A 15,910-nucleotide genomic window follows, 5' to 3' on the forward strand; every position below is an offset into this window, starting at 1 on the left:
GCCGCACGCGGGTTGGCTACCGCCAGATTAAAGGAAAGACCATGAAAGAAGGCATTCACCCGGATTACCGCGAAGTCCTGTTCGTCGATATGTCGAACGACTTCAAGTTCGTGACGCGCTCGACCATCCAGACGCGCGAAACGGCCGAATTCAACGGCAAGACCTACCCGCTCGCGAAGATCGAAGTCTCGTCGGAATCGCATCCGTTCTACACCGGCCAGCAAAAGATCATGGACACCGCAGGCCGCGTCGAGAAGTTCAACAAGAAGTTCGGTGCGCGCGCTACCGGCAAGGCAGCAGCGAAGTAATACCTGCGGCGTCGCTGGCCGAGGCCAGCAGCGAAGCAGCAAACAAGGGCAGCGCGAGCTGCCCTTTTTTGTCGCCGCACGCGGTATCGACGGCATGGCCGCGAACCGTGCCGCGAGCGCGCCGCGCGGTGTCGCGCGGTGTCGTATTGCAAGCTTTCGCAAACACGTTGCAGGCCGTTACCGGCCGTGACGTGCGTCACACGGCATGACTACAATGCCGGATGCTCAAGAAGAGCCATTGCGGCCGGACATGTCGTCCGGTCCCGGCTGCACCGCTTATCCAATTTCCACATACCGCATGAGACCTGTCGTTCGCCTCACTGCCTCAGCGACCAGTGCGTTGCCGCGCTGGCTGCTGCTCACCATCTGTATCGTCTACGCATCGTTCGGGCTATTTGGCCGCGACCCGTGGAAGAACGAGGACGCAGCCGGCTTCGGTGTGATGTGGACCATGGCGAACGGCGGCGTCCACGACTGGCTGCTGCCCAATCTGGTCGGCAAATACGTGACCGAAGACGGCCCGCTCGGCTACTGGCTCGGCGCCAGCGCGATCCGCGCGCTCGCGCCGTGGGTCGATGCGAGCAACGCGTCGCGCGTGTTCACCGGCCTGCTCTTTTGCGCGGGCTGCGCGTTCGTCTGGTATGCCGCCTATCTGCTCGGCCGGCGCGCCGAAGTGCAACCGTTCAAATATGCGTTCGGCGGCGAGCCGGAGCCGCGCGACTACGGCCGCACGCTTGCCGACGGTGCGTTGCTGATCCTGCTCGCCTGCTTCGGTCTCGCCGAACGCGGCCACGAAACCACGCCGCAACTGGCGCAGTTCGTCTGCATCGCGATGCTCGTGTACGGGCTCGTGCGCATGATCGACAAGCCGATCCAGGGCGCGCTGATCTGGGGCCTCGCGCTTGGCCTCGTCACGCTGGCGAGCAGCCCGGTGCTGGTCGGCGCGCTGCTGCTCGGCACGCTGGCGATGGCGTTGATCGTGCGCGAAACGCGCTCGCGCTGGCTGCTGCTGGCGGGCCTGCCGGTGGCGCTCGCGCTCGCGGTGTCGTGGCCGATCGCCGCGCTCGCCGTGTTTCCCGACGACGCCGTCTGGTACCTGAATCAATGGGTGCGCGTCAGCCTGAGTGCGTTCGCGGGGCCGCCCAGCTCGGTCGCGGCGTACGCGCTGAAAAACCTGCCGCTCTTCACGTGGCCGGCGTGGCCGCTGGCGGTCTGGGCGTGGTTCAGCTGGTCGGGTCTGCGGCGCGCGCCGCACGTGGCCATTCCGCTGTCGGTGATCGGGCCGCTGCTGGTGCTGGTGATCCTGCAGAGCCATCAGTCGAACCGGCTTTACATGCTGTTGCTGCCGCCGCTCGCGGTGCTGGCCACCTTCGCGCTGCCGACGCTCAAACGCGGCGCGATCAACGCGATCGACTGGTTCGCTCTGCTGAGCTTCACGATCCTCGGCAGCTTCGTCTGGCTGGTGTATGTGGCCGGCTTGACCGGCTTCCCGCATCCACTCGCGCGCAACCTCGCGCGGCTCGCACCGGGCTTCGCGCCGCAGTTCAAGATCCTGTCGTTCGTGTGCGCGGTCGCCGTGACGGTGTGCTGGTTCATGCTGGTGCGCTGGCGTCTCGCGCGCCATCCAAAAGTGCTGTGGCGCAGCGTGGTGCTTTCGAGCGCCGGCACGACGCTGATGTGGGTGCTGCTGATGACGCTGTGGTTGCCGGTCGTCAACTACAGCCGGACCTACAAGGACGTCGCCCAGCAGATCGCGAGCCATCTGCCTGACGACTACACGTGCATTTCGCCGGTACGGCTTGGGAATGCGCAGATCGCGACCTTCGCGTATTTCGGCGACATGCGCTTCTCGTTCGACGAAGACTGCGACGTGATCCTGCGCCAGGACACGCAGGAGTATGGCGCGCCGAGCGCGATGCCGGACTACATCTGGAAGCTGGTGTGGGAAGGCCGCCGCGCGGCCGACCGCGACGAACGCTTCCGCCTCTACGAGCGCATCGATCGTCCCAAGCCGCCGGCCGTCAAACGCCGCGGCTGGCACAAGAAGCTCGACTGACCATGTTCGCCGATGTACGGAAGATCGCCGCGCTCGCATGGCCCGTATTGATCGGCCAACTGGCGATCATCGCTTTCGGTGTGATCGACACCGCGATGGTCGGCCGCTATTCGGCCATCGATCTGGCTGCGCTCGGGCTCGGCTCATCGATCTATATTTCGGTCTACATCGGTCTGACCGGCATTCTGACCGCGCTGCAACCGATCACCGCGCAGCTCTACGGCGCGGGCCGCTACACGCAGATCGGCGAGGAAGTTCGCCAGGCATTGTGGCTCGCACTGGCGCTGACCGTGATCGGCTTCCTGATCCTGTTCTTTCCGGGGCCCGCGCTGCACCTCGCACGCGTGCCCGAGGCGCTGCACGAGCGCACGGTCGCGTACCTGCGGATTCTGGCCTTCGGCCTGCCGGCCGGGCTCGCTTTCCGGGTTTATGGCTCGGTCACGAATGCCGTCGGTCAACCTCGGCTCGTGATGATCCTGCAGATCGGCGCGCTGCTGCTCAAGTTTCCGCTCAACACGTGGTTCATCTTCGGCGGGCTCGGCATGCCCGCGCTCGGCGGTCCCGGTTGCGCGCTCGCCAGCACGGCGATCAACTGGGGGCTTGCCGTGCTCGGCATGCTGCTGTTGACGCGCGTCGACGTATTCAAGCCGTTCGCGATCTTCGCGCACTTCTGCTGGCCGGTCTGGCGGCGCCAGGTCGCGCAGTTGCGGCTGGGCATTCCGATGGGCCTGTCGTATCTGATCGAAGTCACGTCCTACACGTTCATGGCGCTCTTCATCGCGCGCTTCGGCACGACCACGCTCGCCGGCCATCAGATCGCCGGCAATATCGGCGCGGTGCTGTACATGACGCCGCTGTCGATCGGCATCGCCGCGTCGACGCTGGTGGCCCAGGCGCTCGGCGCGCATCGTCCGGAAGCGGCGCGCACGCTGTCGCGTCACGGCATCGTAATGGCCGTCGCGATCGCCTGCTGTTATGGCGCGATCGTGCTGACGCTGCGGCCGTACATCATCAAAGGCTACACACCGGATGCGCAGGTCGTCGCGGCGGCGCTGCCGCTGGTGTTGATCGTCGCGTGCTACCACCTGTTCGACGCATTGCAGATCACCACCGCGTTCGTGCTGCGGGCGTACAAGGTGGCAGTCGTGCCGACCGCCATCTACGCGGTTGCGTTGTGGGGCGTGGGGCTCGGCGGCGGCTACCTGCTCGGCTTCAATGTGACCGGCGTGACGCCGGTATGGCTGACCGGCGCGCGTGGATTCTGGGTCGCCAATACGGCGAGCCTCGCGATCGCCGGTGCCGGGCTGCTGATGTACTGGAAGACGGTGAGCCAGCGGTATCTGCGCGCCGACGCGGCGGTGCCGGTGGATTCGGCGGCTTGAACGAGGTCAGCTGGCCGCACGACTGCGACGTGGCCGACTTGCTTGCTGAACCCGGTGTTAGATGCCCGATCACTGACGGGTTGTCGAAGCCTTGGCAAATGCTTGACCGTTAGTTGCATTCGAACCGGAGAGAAAAGCGGCACCGCGAGGCGACCGCTTGCGTTGTCCTGCCAGCGCGGATCTCAAGCCGCGACCACTTCCTGCGCCACCTCGACTCCCCTCGTCCGCTGCGCCGAGTCAGCCGCCTGATCATGCCGCTCGAAAATCTCGCGGGCGGTAAACAGCGCGTTCAGCGCGGCCGGGAAGCCCGCATAGAGCGCCATCTGCATGAACACCTCGACGATCTCCTCGCGCGTGCAGCCGACGTTCAACGCCGCTTCGATGTGCACCTTCAGTTGCGGCTGCGCGCAGCCGAGTGTCGCGAGCGAAGCGATCGTCGCGATTTCGCGCGTGCGCAGATCGAGCTGCGGCCGGCTGTAAATATCGCCGAAGCCGAATTCGATCAGCAGCCGGCCGAAATCCGGCGCGATCGGTGCGAGCGCGGCAATCACCTGCTCGCCGGCCGAGCCGTCGATCTCCTTCAGTTTGTCCCAGCCCCGCGTGTAACGGTCTGTGTGTGCGTAGTCCATGGTGAGTCCTCGTCCGAATGTGAAGAAGGGGTTGTGTCGCTCTGTCGTGCCGGATGGTCCGCGGCGGTGTTCTGCCCCGCCGCTTCGTAGTACGCGATCTTGTCGACGATCGCGCCGAGATTGCTCTGCAACCCGGCGATCCGCGCCAGCACCGCATCCCGATGCGCGACCAGCAAGTCGCGGCGCGCACCCATCGTCGGCTCGCCTTGCGCGCGCAGCGCCGCGAACGCCTGCATCCCGGCGATCGGCATGCCGGTCGCCTTCAGACGCATCACGAACTGCAGCCAGTCGAGATCGGCCGGCGAATACAGGCGATGCCCCGCCTGCGTGCGCCCGACCGACCGGATCAGGCCAGCCTGTTCGTAGTAACGCAGCGTATGCGTGGAGACGCCGATCGCTTCGGCGACCTGCCCGATGGTGAGTGCGGTTGAGATTTTCGACATGACGGACTCAGGTTAGGACTTCGAGTGCACTCTAAGTCAAGCGCCTGTCGCTGTCATTTATCCACATGCTGATTTTCCATGGCGCGCGACATGGATAGATAAACTCGCAAGAACCTGATACCAATGCAAAAGAATCAAACAAAAAGATTTAAATATTGTTCATGCTGATTTACTTGTCATGAATCGATCGGTATAAATCGTCCGCATTCGCAAATGGGGCGCACGAATTGTTCTATCCTTAAGCGCAGCGCTGGCCACAGGATGCGCCATGCGTTCCCGGCTTGATTGCTTTGCCCTCGATGGAGTGCTTGCCATGCTGAAGAAGCTTTTGATGCTTTGCGTTGCCTTGGCGCTGTCGCTGTCGGCCGCATTTGCGGCGGCCGTCGAAGTGAATTCCGCCGATCAGGCGGCGCTCGAATCGGTCAAGGGTATCGGACCGGTGCATGCAAAGGCGATCATCGACGAACGCACCAAAAATGGCCCGTTCAAGGACGCCGATGATCTCGCCGCACGCGTCAAGGGGCTCGGCAGCGCCGCCGACCGGCGCCAAGACTGCCACGAAGTCCAGCAGCACGGCAGGCACCAAGGCGGCGCCCGCAGCCGCGCCTGCCGCAACCACCGCGCCGGCCACGACCGCGGCCACGACGCCAGCGGCGCCTGCCGAAGCGGCCAGCGCGAAAGCGTCGCAGTCGAAGAAGAAGAGCAAGGCCGCGGCGTCCGAAGCAGCAGCTTCTGCGCCGGCCGAAGCATCCGGCACCAAGGCCTCGAAGAAGAAGGCGAAAAAGAGCAAGGCTGCTTCGGACGCCGCCTCTGGCGCGTAACGACGCGCCTCGATGTGTAGCAATGCCCGCAGGGGTGGGTGACGGCATCGCGAGAACCCCGTGCTACGCGCATGATCCATGTGTCATGCACATAGCGAGGCCGCCCCGCCGCCCGCCTTCTTTCCCATTGCGCCGCGCAACCGTGCGGCGTGTTCACCCCGCCGACCCGTCGAGCACGTGTCAGCATTCAAGAGAGAGCATCATGAGCCTACTCGATACTATCGGTTCCCTGTTCGGCAAATCCCCAGAAAGCGGCAGCCAGCAAGCGCTGGTCGCAGCCGCTCTCGAGTTCGTCAATAACCAGCCGGGCGGCCTGAACGGCCTGATCGACCGCTTCAAGGAAAAGGGCCTCGGCGATGTGGTGTCGTCGTGGGTCAGCAACGGCGAGAACCAGCCGATCACGCCCGATGCGCTGCACAGCGTGCTCGGCTCGGAAGCCGTCACCAACCTCGCGGCGAAGGCCGGCGTGCAACCGGACCAGGTCACGGGGCTGCTGTCGCAGATTCTGCCGCATGTGGTCAACGCCGCGACGCCCGACGGTGAAGTGCCGGCCGAAGGCAAGCTGAACCCCACCACCGTGCTCGGCGCGCTCGGCGGCCTGTCGGCGCTGCTCGGCAATAAGGGCAACGCGTAAAGACGCGGGCAGCCCCATTCCGGCGAATTGGCCGGCGCGACAAAAAAAGCGGCAACGAAGCTGACTTCGTTGCCGCTTTTCAATTTCTGGCGGAACGGCTCGACCACCGCCGCTCCCCACCGCATGGAACGCGCTGCGCTCAATGCACGACGCGGTCGAACACCAGATTGCCGTCTTCCATTTCCACCGGAATCACATCCTTCGGACCGAACTTGCCGGCCAGAATCAGCTTGGCGATCGGGTTCTCGATCTCCTGCTGGATCGCACGCTTCAACGGCCGCGCACCGAACAGCGGATCGTAGCCAACCTTGCCGATGTGCTCGAGCGCCGCGTCCGACACCACCAGTTGCATGTCGAGCTTCGCGAGCCGCTCATGCAGACGCTGCAGCTGGATTCGCGCGATCGACTGGATGTTCGAACGGTCGAGCGCATGGAACACCACGACGTCGTCGATCCGGTTCAGGAACTCGGGCCGGAAGTGCAGCTTCACCTCCTCCCAGACCGCGTCCTTGACCGCTTCCTGCGGCTCGCCGACCATCGACTGGATCACCTGCGACCCAAGGTTCGAGGTCATTACGATCACCGTGTTCTTGAAGTCCACGGTACGCCCCTGGCCGTCGGTCATGCGGCCGTCGTCGAGCACTTGCAGCAGCACGTTGAACACGTCAGGATGCGCCTTCTCGATTTCGTCGAGCAGGATCACGCTATACGGCTTGCGGCGTACGGCTTCGGTCAGGTAACCGCCCTCTTCGTAGCCGACATAGCCCGGCGGCGCGCCGATCAGACGCGCGACGCTGTGCTTCTCCATGAATTCGCTCATGTCGATACGGATCAGATGATCTTCCGAATCGAACAGGAACGCCGCCAGCGCCTTGCAGAGCTCGGTCTTGCCCACGCCGGTCGGTCCGAGGAACAGGAACGAACCGTACGGACGGTTGGGATCCGACAAACCCGCACGCGAGCGGCGAATCGCATCGGCCACCGCGTTGATCGCTTCGTCCTGACCGACCACGCGGTCGTGCAGTTTGGCCTCGATCTGCAGCAGCTTTTCGCGTTCGCCCTGCATCATCCGCGAGACCGGAATGCCGGTGGAACGCGACACGACTTCCGCGATTTCTTCCGCGCCGACCTGGGTGCGCAACAGACGCGGACGCTTCGGACTGTTCTGCTCCTCGGCCTCGGCCCGGGTCACTTCCTTCAGTTGCGCCTCGAGTCCCGGCAGTTTGCCGTATTGCAACTCGGCGACCTTCTCGAGCTTGCCTTCACGCTGCAGGCGCGTGATTTCCGCACGCGTTTTCTCGATCTCTTCCTTCAGCTGCGCGCTGCCCTGCACCGCGGCTTTTTCGGCGGTCCAGATTTCCTCCAGGTCCGAATATTCGCGATTGAGCCGATCGATTTCTTCCTCGATCAGTTGCAGACGTTTTTGCGACGCTTCGTCCTTCTCTTTCTTCACGGCTTCGCGTTCGATCTTCAACTGGATCAAACGGCGGTCGAGCCGGTCCATCGCTTCGGGCTTCGAATCGATTTCCATCTTGATCTTCGACGCGGCTTCGTCGATCAGGTCGATCGCCTTGTCCGGCAGGAAACGATCCGTGATGTAGCGATGCGATAGTTCAGCCGCCGCGACGATGGCCGGGTCGGTGATGTCCACGCCATGATGCAGTTCATACCTTTCCTGCAAGCCGCGCAGGATTGCGATCGTCGCATCCACCGACGGTTCGTCGACCTGCACCTTCTGGAAACGGCGTTCGAGCGCGGCGTCCTTTTCGATGTACTTGCGATATTCGTCGAGCGTGGTGGCGCCGACGCAATGCAGTTCGCCGCGCGAGAGCGCCGGCTTGAGCATGTTGCCCGCGTCCATCGCGCCTTCGGCCTTGCCGGCGCCGACCATCGTGTGGATTTCATCGATGAAGACGATGGTCTGCCCTTCGTCTTTGGCGATATCGTTCAGCACGGCCTTCAGCCGCTCTTCGAACTCGCCGCGATATTTGGCGCCGGCCAAGAGCGCGGCCATGTCGAGCGACAGCACGCGCTTGCCCTTCAGCGTTTCCGGCACTTCGCCGTTGACGATGCGCTGCGCGAGCCCTTCGACGATCGCGGTCTTGCCCACGCCCGGCTCGCCGATCAGCACCGGATTGTTCTTGGTACGGCGTTGCAGGATCTGGATCGAACGACGGATTTCGTCGTCGCGGCCGATCACCGGGTCGAGCTTGCCGGCCCGCGCACGCTCGGTCAGGTCGACCGTGTACTTCTTCAGCGCTTCGCGCTGGCTCTCGGCGTCCTGGCTATGCACCTGCGAGCCGCCGCGCACCGCCGCGATCGCGCTTTCCAGCGACTTGCGCGACAGGCCGTGCTGGCGCGCGAGACGCCCGGCCTCGCCCTTGTCGTCCGCGACCGCGAGCAGGAACATCTCGCTCGCGATGAACGTGTCGTTGAGGTTTTGCGCTTCCTTGTCCGCCTGATTCAGCAAGCCGGTCAGTTCGCGGCCGATCTGCACGTTGCCGTCAGTGCCCTGCACTTGCGGCAAGCGCGTCATCGCATCGCCGAGCGCCGTTTGCAGTGCCTGGACGTGCACGCCTGCGCGCGACAGCAACGAGCGCGCCGAGCCATCCTGCTGGGCGACGAGCGCGGACAGCACATGCACCGGTTCAATGTATTGATTGTCGTGGCCGACGGCCAGACTCTGCGCATCCGCCAGCGCTTCCTGGAATTTAGTGGTGAGTTTGTCGATTCTCATCAAGAGACCTCCAATTTCGATTACCACCAAAATGAGGAGCTTTAAGCGGGTTTCAAGCCTCTTTTTGTACTCAACGGCAACTATTTAACATTTGAGCGAAACGAGCGTCCCGGCCCGAATTTACTGGACCGGCACGCCATCGCCGGCGGTTGGCGCGGTCGCGACCGGTACGATCGGAATCACGCCGTCCAGTCCCAGCAGCGCGGCCAGCGGGCCGTGCGGCGTCGCGACGTCGCCGATGGTGTACCGGTCGAGTTCGGCAAGGAACGCGTCGCGCGCCGCCTCCAGTGCGACGCGCAGGCGGCACTGCGCCGTGATCACGCAGGAGCGGCTCTGGCCATGCCGGTCAGGCAGGCAAGCGACCAGCGCGAAATCGCTTTCCGTCACCCGCACGACCTCGCCCACGGTCAGCGTGCGGGTTTGCTCGGCGATTCGAAGGCCGCCATTGCGCCCGCGCACGGTTTCGACCCAGCCGCGCTCGCCGAGTTGTTGGACCACTTTCATCAAATGATTGCGGGAGATGCCGTAAGCGTGCGAGATATCCTGGATCGTCGACAATCCCTTGCCTCGCACAGTCAGGTACACCAGAACGCGTAGTGAGTAATCGGTGTAATCGGTGAGTCTCATGGATGCAGGTGTCACGATGAGCGCAGGCCGCGATCCAGGAGAAAACCGCGTCGATGCAAGGGTTGCCGAGGGCCGCCGCTTCGCCATAAGATGCAGGCTTGACGCATGTTTGTCCATATTGCGTCGTCAAGCCAGGCGGCAGATGTCTTCCGGTAGCAATGGTAACGTTTCCCGCATAGGCCATTCTTACGAAAAGCAGGGTATTTGTGGCCCTCCTCCTTTTGTATACCTGCGATTCGAGGTCATTTCCGCTGCCACGGCACCATTTGGCCGGCCGCGATCCAACGCTGCATTTTTATGGAATCTGCATGAATCCCTCCTTTCCTGCCGCGCCGGTGGTCGAGCGCGCCGCCGAGCCGACCGAGGCCAATGTTCGTGACCTCGTGTACGCGTTTTACGATCGCGTGCGCGCCGATCCGCTGCTCGGCCCGGTCTTCGAAGCGACGCTTGCGGGCCGCTGGGACGACCATCTGCCGAAGATGTGCACGTTCTGGGGCAGCCTCGTGCTCGGCGCGAAGCAGTACCGCGGCAATGTGCAGCAGGCGCATCAGCCGCTCGACGGGATCGAGCCGCAGCACTTCAGCCGCTGGCTGTATCTGTTTCTGGATACGGTCGAGTCGCGCTATCAGCCCGCCGCCGCGATCCGCTTCATGGAACCGGCGCTGCGGATCGCGCAGAGCCTGCAGTTGAGCCGCTTCGGCTGGGATTACAAGATTCCGGCGGAACAGCAGGCGCTACTCGAGCGCGTGGCGCCGCGGCGTGCGCGTGACGACGACGCCCGTCACCCGGCACGTCCGGCTGGCGAGCCGTTTCCGACACCGATCATTGGCCGCGCACGCGACGAATGAGGTTGAACGCAGCGCGTTGGGTGCGCCTTGGGTGAGTGCGCCTCGGGTGAGTGCGCCTCGGGTGAGTGCGCCTCGGGTGCGCCCGGGTGCGCTTTCACCTTTCAACGCCGCCTGCCGGCGCGACAACCACGCGACGCGCGCCTACTTCTTCGTTTGATTCCCTGCTTCGACGCCCCATCGCGCGAGCGCGGCGTCGTCGGTGACGCGGGCATCGACCCAGCGCTCGCCGGCCTCGGTCTTCTCTTTCTTCCAGAACGGCGCCTGGGTCTTCAGATAGTCCATCACGAATTCGCACGACGCAAAGGCATCGCCGCGATGCGCGGCCGTCGTCGCAACCAGCACGATCTGGTCGAGCGGATACAGCTTGCCGACGCGATGGATGATCAGCACGTCGATGCCCGGCCAACGCTCGCACGCACTCGCGACGATCGCCTCCAGCGACTTCTCCGTCATGCCCGGATAGTGTTCGAGCTCCATCGTCTCGACCGTGCTGTCATCGTTCAGATCGCGCACGGTGCCGACGAAACAGGCGACCGCGCCGATCCTCGGATTGCGCGTGCGTAACGCGGCCACCTCGGTGGTGAGATCGAAGTCTTCGGTCTGGACGCGGACGGGCATCGGCGGCTCCTGGGTGATCGGGTGATCGGGTGATCGGGTGATCGGGTGATCGGGTGATCGGGTGATCGGGTGATCGTGCGATTGAGCGATTGAGTGCCGCCTAGCCGCCAGTGACGGGCGGAAAGAACGCGACTTCGCAGCCTTCGGTGATCCGGGTACCGGCGTCGGTCATCACGTGATTGCAGGCCATGCGCAGCGCGCGGCCCTCAGCGAGGGTGTCGGCCCAGATTCCGCCGCGTACGCGCAGCCATGCGCGCACATCGCCGACGGTCGCGATGCCGTCCGGCAGATCGACGGTTTCGTCGGCCGTGTTGAGCGCTTCACGCACGCTCGCAAAATAGCGAAGTTCAATCTTCATGGGATGCCACCGGCTGTTGCCGGCCTCAGTTCAGCAGTTCGGAAAAGGGTATGAAACGCACGGTTTCGCCGGCGCTGATCGCGTGGTTCGGCGGATTGTCGATCAGCCCGTCGCCCCACACCGTCGAGGTCAGCACGGCCGAGCTCTGGTTCGCAAACAGATCGAGGCCGCCGGTTGCGTTGATGCGCGCACGCAGAAATTCGTTGCGGCGATCCGCCTTGCTCTGGGTGAAATCCGCGCGCAGCGATAGCGTGCCCGGCGCGACGGTCTGCACGCCGGCGAGGCGCAGCACGAACGGTCGCACGAACAGCAGGAAGGTCACGAAGCTGGAGACCGGGTTGCCCGGCAGACCGATGAAAAAGGTTTCCGTCTCTGCGGATGCCGGGGCCGGGGCCGGGGCCGTTGCCGTTGCCGTTGCCGTTGCCGGGGCCGTTGCCGCTGCCGCCGCCACATCAGCGCCGTCGTGCGCCGCGGCGCGGCGCACTGCGCCAAACGCGAGCGGCTTGCCCGGTTTCATCGCGATCTGCCACATCGACAGACGCCCTTGCGCCTCCACAGCCGGCTTGACGTGATCTTCCTCGCCAACCGACACACCGCCGCAAGTCAGGATCAGATCGTGTGCCGCGGCGGCTTCGCGCAGCGCCGCGCGGGTCGCGTCGAGCCGGTCGGCGACGATGCCGTAGTCGGTCACGTCGCAGCCGAGCTTTTCCAGCAGTCCACGCAACGTGAAGCGATTCGAGTTATAGATCGCGCCGGGTTTCAGCGGCTCGCCCGGCATGGTCAGCTCGTCGCCGGTGAAAAACACGGCGACCTTGACGCGCCGGCGCACTTCGAGCGCGGCACAGCCAACCGACGCGGCGAGCCCCAACGCCTGTGGTGTCAACCGTGTGCCCGCCGGCAGGATGACCGAGCCGCTGCGGATGTCCGCGCCTTGCGCGGTGATCCATTCGCCCTCTTGCGGACGATGGAGGATCGAGACTGTGTCGCCCGTGGCTTCGGCTTGCTCCTGCATCACGACCGCATCCGCGCCGGGCGGCACCGTTGCGCCGGTGAAGATGCGCGCCGCCGTGCCGGGCATCAACGGCGTGGGCGCGTGGCCGGCCGGAATGCGCTGCGAGACCGGCAACCGGGTATTGCCTTCGCTTGCGAGGTCCGCCGTGCGGATCGCGTAGCCGTCCATCGCGCTGATGTTCATCGGCGGGACGTCGAGCGGCGACGTGACGTCGGCCGATAGCACGCGGTTCAGCGCGTCCAGCGTCGGAATCGATTCGGTGCCGGCGATCGGGTGCGCGGCGCCAAGCAGGGTCGCCAACGCTTCGGCAGTGGCGAGCATCGGAGCGCGGGGCGTTGGGGTGGACATCTCAGGTTTCGAAGCCGCAGGGTAAAAGAACATTGTAGCGGTCGATGCCATCAGCCTGGGCGGCGTGACGTGAGGAGAATTTTTTGTTCTTTTCGACGCTTGCCGCGACCACTTCGCGGCAAGCGCTTTTTGTGCAGCGGATGCATGGGATGCATCGCCCATAGCGGCGGCGCGCATCGTGCGATGTCGCGTGAGCCGCCGGCCCACGCAACCGGACCCAACCGGACCCAACCGGACCCAACCGGACCCAATCGGACCCAATCGGACCAACTGGCCCAACTGATCCCTTACTCGCCCGTATGCGCGACGATGAAGTCCTTCACGCGCTGCGCGTTTGCCGGCAGCACTTCGAAGCGCTGCGGCAGCGACTCCAGACCCGCGAACGCAGCCGGCCGCCCCGGTTCGCGCAACAACGCTTCGTGGATCGTTTCGCCGAACTTGATCGGTTGCGCGGTTTCCAGCACGATCATCGGAATGCCCGGCTGCAGATGCTCGCGCGCCACCTTCAGGCCGTCGGCCGTGTGGGTGTCGATCATCGTGCCGTAACGCTCGAACACGTCGCGGATCGTATCCAGGCGGGTCTCGTGGCTGCTGCGCCCCGACACGAAACCGAATTCCTTCACGCGCGCAAAGTCGCCGCTCGCCGCGAGGTCGAAACCGCCCTTTTCCTCGACGTCGCGGAACAGTTGCAGCACGCGCGCCGGATCGCGGCCCAGCAGATCGAACACGAAGCGCTCGAAGTTCGACGCCTTCGAAATGTCCATGCTCGGGCTGCTCGTGTGGTACGTCTCGGCCGCCTTGCGCACCCGGTAGATGCCGGTGCGGAAGAACTCGTCGAGCACGTCGTTTTCGTTCGTCGCGACCACCAGCTTCTCGATCGGCAGCCCCATCATGCGCGCGATGTGACCCGCGCACACGTTGCCGAAGTTGCCGGACGGCACCGTGAACGACACGCGCTCGTCGTTCGACTTCGTCGCAGCGAAGTAGCCCTTGAAGTAATACACGACCTGCGCGACGACGCGCGCCCAGTTGATCGAGTTGACCGTGCCGATCTTGTACTTCGCCTTGAAAGCGTGATCGTTGGACACGGCCTTGACGATGTCCTGGCAGTCGTCGAACACGCCCTCGACCGCGAGGTTGAAAATGTTCGGGTCCTGCAGGCTGTACATCTGCGCGGTCTGGAACGCGCTCATCTTCTTGTGCGGCGACAGCATGAACACGCGGATGCCCTGCTTGCCGCGCATCGCGTATTCGGCCGCGCTGCCGGTGTCGCCCGAAGTCGCGCCGAGAATGTTCAGCGTCTCGCCGTGCCGGGCCAGCGCATATTCGAACAGGTTGCCGATCAACTGCATTGCCATGTCCTTGAACGCGAGCGTCGGACCGTTCGACAGTTCCAGCAGCGAAAGCGGCGCACCGCTCTCGACGCCCAGCGTTTTCAGCGGCGTGATCTGCGCGGCGCTTTCGCCATCGCGCACGTGGCAATACGTGGCGGCCGTGTAGGTCTTGCGCGTCAGCGCGCGCAGGTCTTCGGCGGGAATGTCGTCGCTGAATTTCGAGAGGATCTCGAACGCGAGGTCCGCATACGGCAGCGCGCGCCAGCGCGTCAGCTCGTCGGCGGTGACGCGCGGGTATTCGGCGGGCAGGTACAGGCCGCCGTCTTTCGCGAGACCACCCAGCAGGATGTCGGAAAAGGTATGGCGCTCGCCGGCTCCGGCGCCGCGCGTGGAGAGGTAGTTCATAGTTCGGCCTAGTTCAGCGCTTCCATGCGCAGCTTCGTGACTTGCGAGACAACGGTCTGCAACGCTTCGATCGATTTGATCGCCGCGTTGACCTGCTTTTCGACCGTGACGTGCGTGATCAGGATGATGTCGGTTTCGCCCTTGCCGTTCGCGTCGACCTGCTCCGATTCCTTCTGCAGCAGCGCGTCGATCGAGATGCCGGTGTCGGCCAGAATGCGTGTGATGTCAGCCAGCACGCCGGTCACGTCCGCCACCCGCAGACGCAGGTAGTAGCCGCTCGTCACCTCGTCGATCGGCAGGATCGGCGTGTTCGACAGGCTGTCCGGCTGGAACGCCAGATGCGGCACGCGATGCTCGGGATCGGCCGTGTGCAGGCGCGTCACGTCGACCAGATCGGCCACCACCGCGGACGCCGTCGGCTCCGCGCCCGCGCCCTTGCCGTAGTACAGGGTGGCGCCGACCGCGTCGCCATGCACGACCACCGCGTTCATCGCGCCTTCCACATTGGCCAGCAGGCGCTTTTCCGGAATCAGCGTGGGGTGCACGCGCAACTCGATGCCGCGCTCGGCGCGACGCGTGATGCCGAGCAGCTTGATGCGATAGCCGAGTTCCTCGGCGTACTTGATGTCGATCGCGGCAAGCTTGCTGATGCCTTCGACGTACCCGCGCTCGAACTGCACCGGCACGCCGAACGCGATTGCGCTCATGATCGTCAACTTGTGCGCGGCGTCCACGCCTTCGATGTCGAAGGTCGGATCGGCTTCGGCGTAACCCAGTTCCTGCGCGGCCTTCAGCGCGGTCGCGAAATCGAGCCCGCGATCGCGCATCTCCGACAGGATGTAGTTCGTGGTGCCGTTGATGATGCCCGCGATGTACTGGATGCGATTGGCCGTGAGGCCTTCGCGCAGCGCCTTGATGATCGGAATGCCGCCCGCCACCGCCGCCTCGAACGCGACCATCACGCCGTTGGCGTGCGCCGCTTCGAAGATCTCCGTGCCGTGCACGGCGAGCAGCGCCTTGTTGGCGGTGACCACATGCTTGCGATTGTTGATCGCGCGCAGCACGAGCTCGCGCGCCACGCCGGTGCCGCCGATCATTTCGGCCACGATATCGATCGACGGATCGTCGACCACCGCGTTGAAGTCATCGGTCAGCGCCACGGTGCCGGCTGCGCTGCCGAGCGCCGCGGTCGCCTTGGCGGGGTTGCGCACGGCGATGCGCGCAATCTCGATGCCGCGGCCCGCGCGGCGTTTGATTTCTTCCTGATTGCGGCGCAGTACCGTGAAGGTGCCGCTGCCTACCGTGCCGAAGCCCAGCAGTCCAACTTTGATCGGTTCCATGCAGCGTGTG

The 15,910-nt window shown here is 64.5% G+C and carries 14 protein-coding genes and 1 pseudogene; 6 read left to right on the top strand and 9 right to left on the bottom strand.

What is annotated here, in order from left to right; translation table 11 throughout:
- Nucleotides 1-41 precede the first annotated feature (41 nt).
- From BN2475_RS25225 to BN2475_RS25240, 3 genes are all read left to right on the top strand, one after another.
- On the top strand, nucleotides 42-308 hold the full coding sequence (locus BN2475_RS25225; RefSeq protein ID WP_094782234.1) for a type B 50S ribosomal protein L31: 267 nt from the start codon (nucleotides 42-44) through the stop codon (nucleotides 306-308).
- Nucleotides 309-606: 298 nt separating this feature from the next.
- The gene (locus BN2475_RS25235; protein ID WP_094782195.1) at nucleotides 607-2,364 is read left to right on the top strand and encodes an ArnT family glycosyltransferase; all 1,758 of its coding nucleotides are present in this window, start codon (nucleotides 607-609) and stop codon (nucleotides 2,362-2,364) included.
- A gap of 2 nt (nucleotides 2,365-2,366) precedes the next feature.
- Complete coding sequence (locus BN2475_RS25240) at nucleotides 2,367-3,746, top strand: MATE family efflux transporter (protein WP_094782196.1); 1,380 nt, start codon at nucleotides 2,367-2,369, stop codon at nucleotides 3,744-3,746.
- A 182-nt stretch (nucleotides 3,747-3,928) separates the two neighbouring features.
- Here BN2475_RS25240 and BN2475_RS25245 read toward each other — a convergent pair whose 3' ends face one another.
- Both BN2475_RS25245 and BN2475_RS25250 read right to left on the bottom strand, forming a co-directional pair.
- A complete protein-coding gene (locus tag BN2475_RS25245) occupies nucleotides 3,929-4,375 on the bottom strand; it encodes a carboxymuconolactone decarboxylase family protein (protein ID WP_094782197.1) in 447 nt (148 codons plus the stop codon).
- A complete protein-coding gene (locus BN2475_RS25250) occupies nucleotides 4,327-4,818 on the bottom strand; it encodes a MerR family transcriptional regulator (protein ID WP_094782198.1) in 492 nt (163 codons plus the stop codon). The genes BN2475_RS25245 and BN2475_RS25250 overlap by 49 nt, the downstream gene beginning before the upstream one ends.
- Before the next feature lie 313 nt (nucleotides 4,819-5,131).
- On the opposite strand from BN2475_RS25250, the pseudogene BN2475_RS25255 reads away from it, so the two are divergent.
- Nucleotides 5,132-5,639: pseudogene (locus BN2475_RS25255) on the top strand (ComEA family DNA-binding protein).
- A gap of 202 nt (nucleotides 5,640-5,841) precedes the next feature.
- The gene (locus tag BN2475_RS25260) at nucleotides 5,842-6,273 is read left to right on the top strand and encodes a YidB family protein (protein ID WP_094782199.1); all 432 of its coding nucleotides are present in this window, start codon (nucleotides 5,842-5,844) and stop codon (nucleotides 6,271-6,273) included.
- Nucleotides 6,274-6,412: 139 nt separating this feature from the next.
- Here the strand turns inward: BN2475_RS25260 and clpB are convergent, their stop codons facing one another.
- Together clpB and BN2475_RS25270 are read right to left on the bottom strand one after the other, a co-directional pair.
- Nucleotides 6,413-9,010, bottom strand: coding sequence for an ATP-dependent chaperone ClpB (clpB, locus tag BN2475_RS25265; protein ID WP_094782200.1), 2,598 nt, complete (start codon nucleotides 9,008-9,010; stop codon nucleotides 6,413-6,415).
- A 120-nt stretch (nucleotides 9,011-9,130) separates the two neighbouring features.
- On the bottom strand, nucleotides 9,131-9,637 hold the full coding sequence (locus BN2475_RS25270; RefSeq protein WP_094782201.1) for an Rrf2 family transcriptional regulator: 507 nt from the start codon (nucleotides 9,635-9,637) through the stop codon (nucleotides 9,131-9,133).
- A gap of 308 nt (nucleotides 9,638-9,945) precedes the next feature.
- Between BN2475_RS25270 and BN2475_RS25275 the strand changes: the two genes are divergently transcribed.
- Nucleotides 9,946-10,485 (top strand): group III truncated hemoglobin, encoded by a 540-nt coding sequence (locus BN2475_RS25275; protein ID WP_094782235.1) that lies wholly within the window; start codon nucleotides 9,946-9,948, stop codon nucleotides 10,483-10,485.
- Between the two features lie 141 nt (nucleotides 10,486-10,626).
- On the opposite strand, the gene BN2475_RS25280 is transcribed toward BN2475_RS25275, so the two are convergent.
- From BN2475_RS25280 to BN2475_RS25300, 5 genes are all read right to left on the bottom strand, one after another.
- Entirely contained in the window at nucleotides 10,627-11,103 is a 477-nt protein-coding gene (locus BN2475_RS25280) for a molybdenum cofactor biosynthesis protein MoaE (protein ID WP_094782202.1), read from the bottom strand.
- Nucleotides 11,104-11,203: 100 nt separating this feature from the next.
- The gene (gene moaD / locus BN2475_RS25285) at nucleotides 11,204-11,461 is read right to left on the bottom strand and encodes a molybdopterin converting factor subunit 1 (protein ID WP_094782203.1); all 258 of its coding nucleotides are present in this window, start codon (nucleotides 11,459-11,461) and stop codon (nucleotides 11,204-11,206) included.
- A 25-nt stretch (nucleotides 11,462-11,486) separates the two neighbouring features.
- Nucleotides 11,487-12,794: a molybdopterin molybdotransferase MoeA gene (locus BN2475_RS25290; protein WP_094782204.1), complete on the bottom strand. Its 1,308-nt coding sequence runs from the start codon at nucleotides 12,792-12,794 to the stop codon at nucleotides 11,487-11,489.
- A gap of 314 nt (nucleotides 12,795-13,108) precedes the next feature.
- Nucleotides 13,109-14,560 (bottom strand): threonine synthase, encoded by a 1,452-nt coding sequence (thrC, locus tag BN2475_RS25295; RefSeq protein WP_094782205.1) that lies wholly within the window; start codon nucleotides 14,558-14,560, stop codon nucleotides 13,109-13,111.
- An 8-nt stretch (nucleotides 14,561-14,568) separates the two neighbouring features.
- Nucleotides 14,569-15,900 (bottom strand): homoserine dehydrogenase, encoded by a 1,332-nt coding sequence (locus BN2475_RS25300; protein WP_094782206.1) that lies wholly within the window; start codon nucleotides 15,898-15,900, stop codon nucleotides 14,569-14,571.
- Between the last annotated feature and the right edge of the window lie 10 nt (nucleotides 15,901-15,910).

The organism is Paraburkholderia ribeironis (genome assembly GCF_900019265.1).
In the GTDB taxonomy this organism is placed as follows: Bacteria; Pseudomonadota; Gammaproteobacteria; order Burkholderiales; family Burkholderiaceae; genus Paraburkholderia; species Paraburkholderia ribeironis.

Coding starts and splice junctions, on each gene's coding strand:
- BN2475_RS25270 (WP_094782201.1), bottom strand. CDS start 9,637: ATGAGACTCACCGATTACACCGATTACTCACTACGCGTTCTGGTGTAC.
- BN2475_RS25280 (WP_094782202.1), bottom strand. CDS start 11,103: ATGCCCGTCCGCGTCCAGACCGAAGACTTCGATCTCACCACCGAGGTG.
- BN2475_RS25240 (WP_094782196.1), top strand. CDS start 2,367: ATGTTCGCCGATGTACGGAAGATCGCCGCGCTCGCATGGCCCGTATTG.
- BN2475_RS25290 (WP_094782204.1), bottom strand. CDS start 12,794: ATGCTCGCCACTGCCGAAGCGTTGGCGACCCTGCTTGGCGCCGCGCAC.
- BN2475_RS25275 (WP_094782235.1), top strand. CDS start 9,946: ATGAATCCCTCCTTTCCTGCCGCGCCGGTGGTCGAGCGCGCCGCCGAG.
- BN2475_RS25250 (WP_094782198.1), bottom strand. CDS start 4,818: ATGTCGAAAATCTCAACCGCACTCACCATCGGGCAGGTCGCCGAAGCG.
- BN2475_RS25300 (WP_094782206.1), bottom strand. CDS start 15,900: ATGGAACCGATCAAAGTTGGACTGCTGGGCTTCGGCACGGTAGGCAGC.
- BN2475_RS25225 (WP_094782234.1), top strand. CDS start 42: ATGAAAGAAGGCATTCACCCGGATTACCGCGAAGTCCTGTTCGTCGAT.
- BN2475_RS25260 (WP_094782199.1), top strand. CDS start 5,842: ATGAGCCTACTCGATACTATCGGTTCCCTGTTCGGCAAATCCCCAGAA.
- BN2475_RS25235 (WP_094782195.1), top strand. CDS start 607: ATGAGACCTGTCGTTCGCCTCACTGCCTCAGCGACCAGTGCGTTGCCG.
- moaD (WP_094782203.1), bottom strand. CDS start 11,461: ATGAAGATTGAACTTCGCTATTTTGCGAGCGTGCGTGAAGCGCTCAAC.
- thrC (WP_094782205.1), bottom strand. CDS start 14,560: ATGAACTACCTCTCCACGCGCGGCGCCGGAGCCGGCGAGCGCCATACC.
- BN2475_RS25245 (WP_094782197.1), bottom strand. CDS start 4,375: ATGGACTACGCACACACAGACCGTTACACGCGGGGCTGGGACAAACTG.
- clpB (WP_094782200.1), bottom strand. CDS start 9,010: ATGAGAATCGACAAACTCACCACTAAATTCCAGGAAGCGCTGGCGGAT.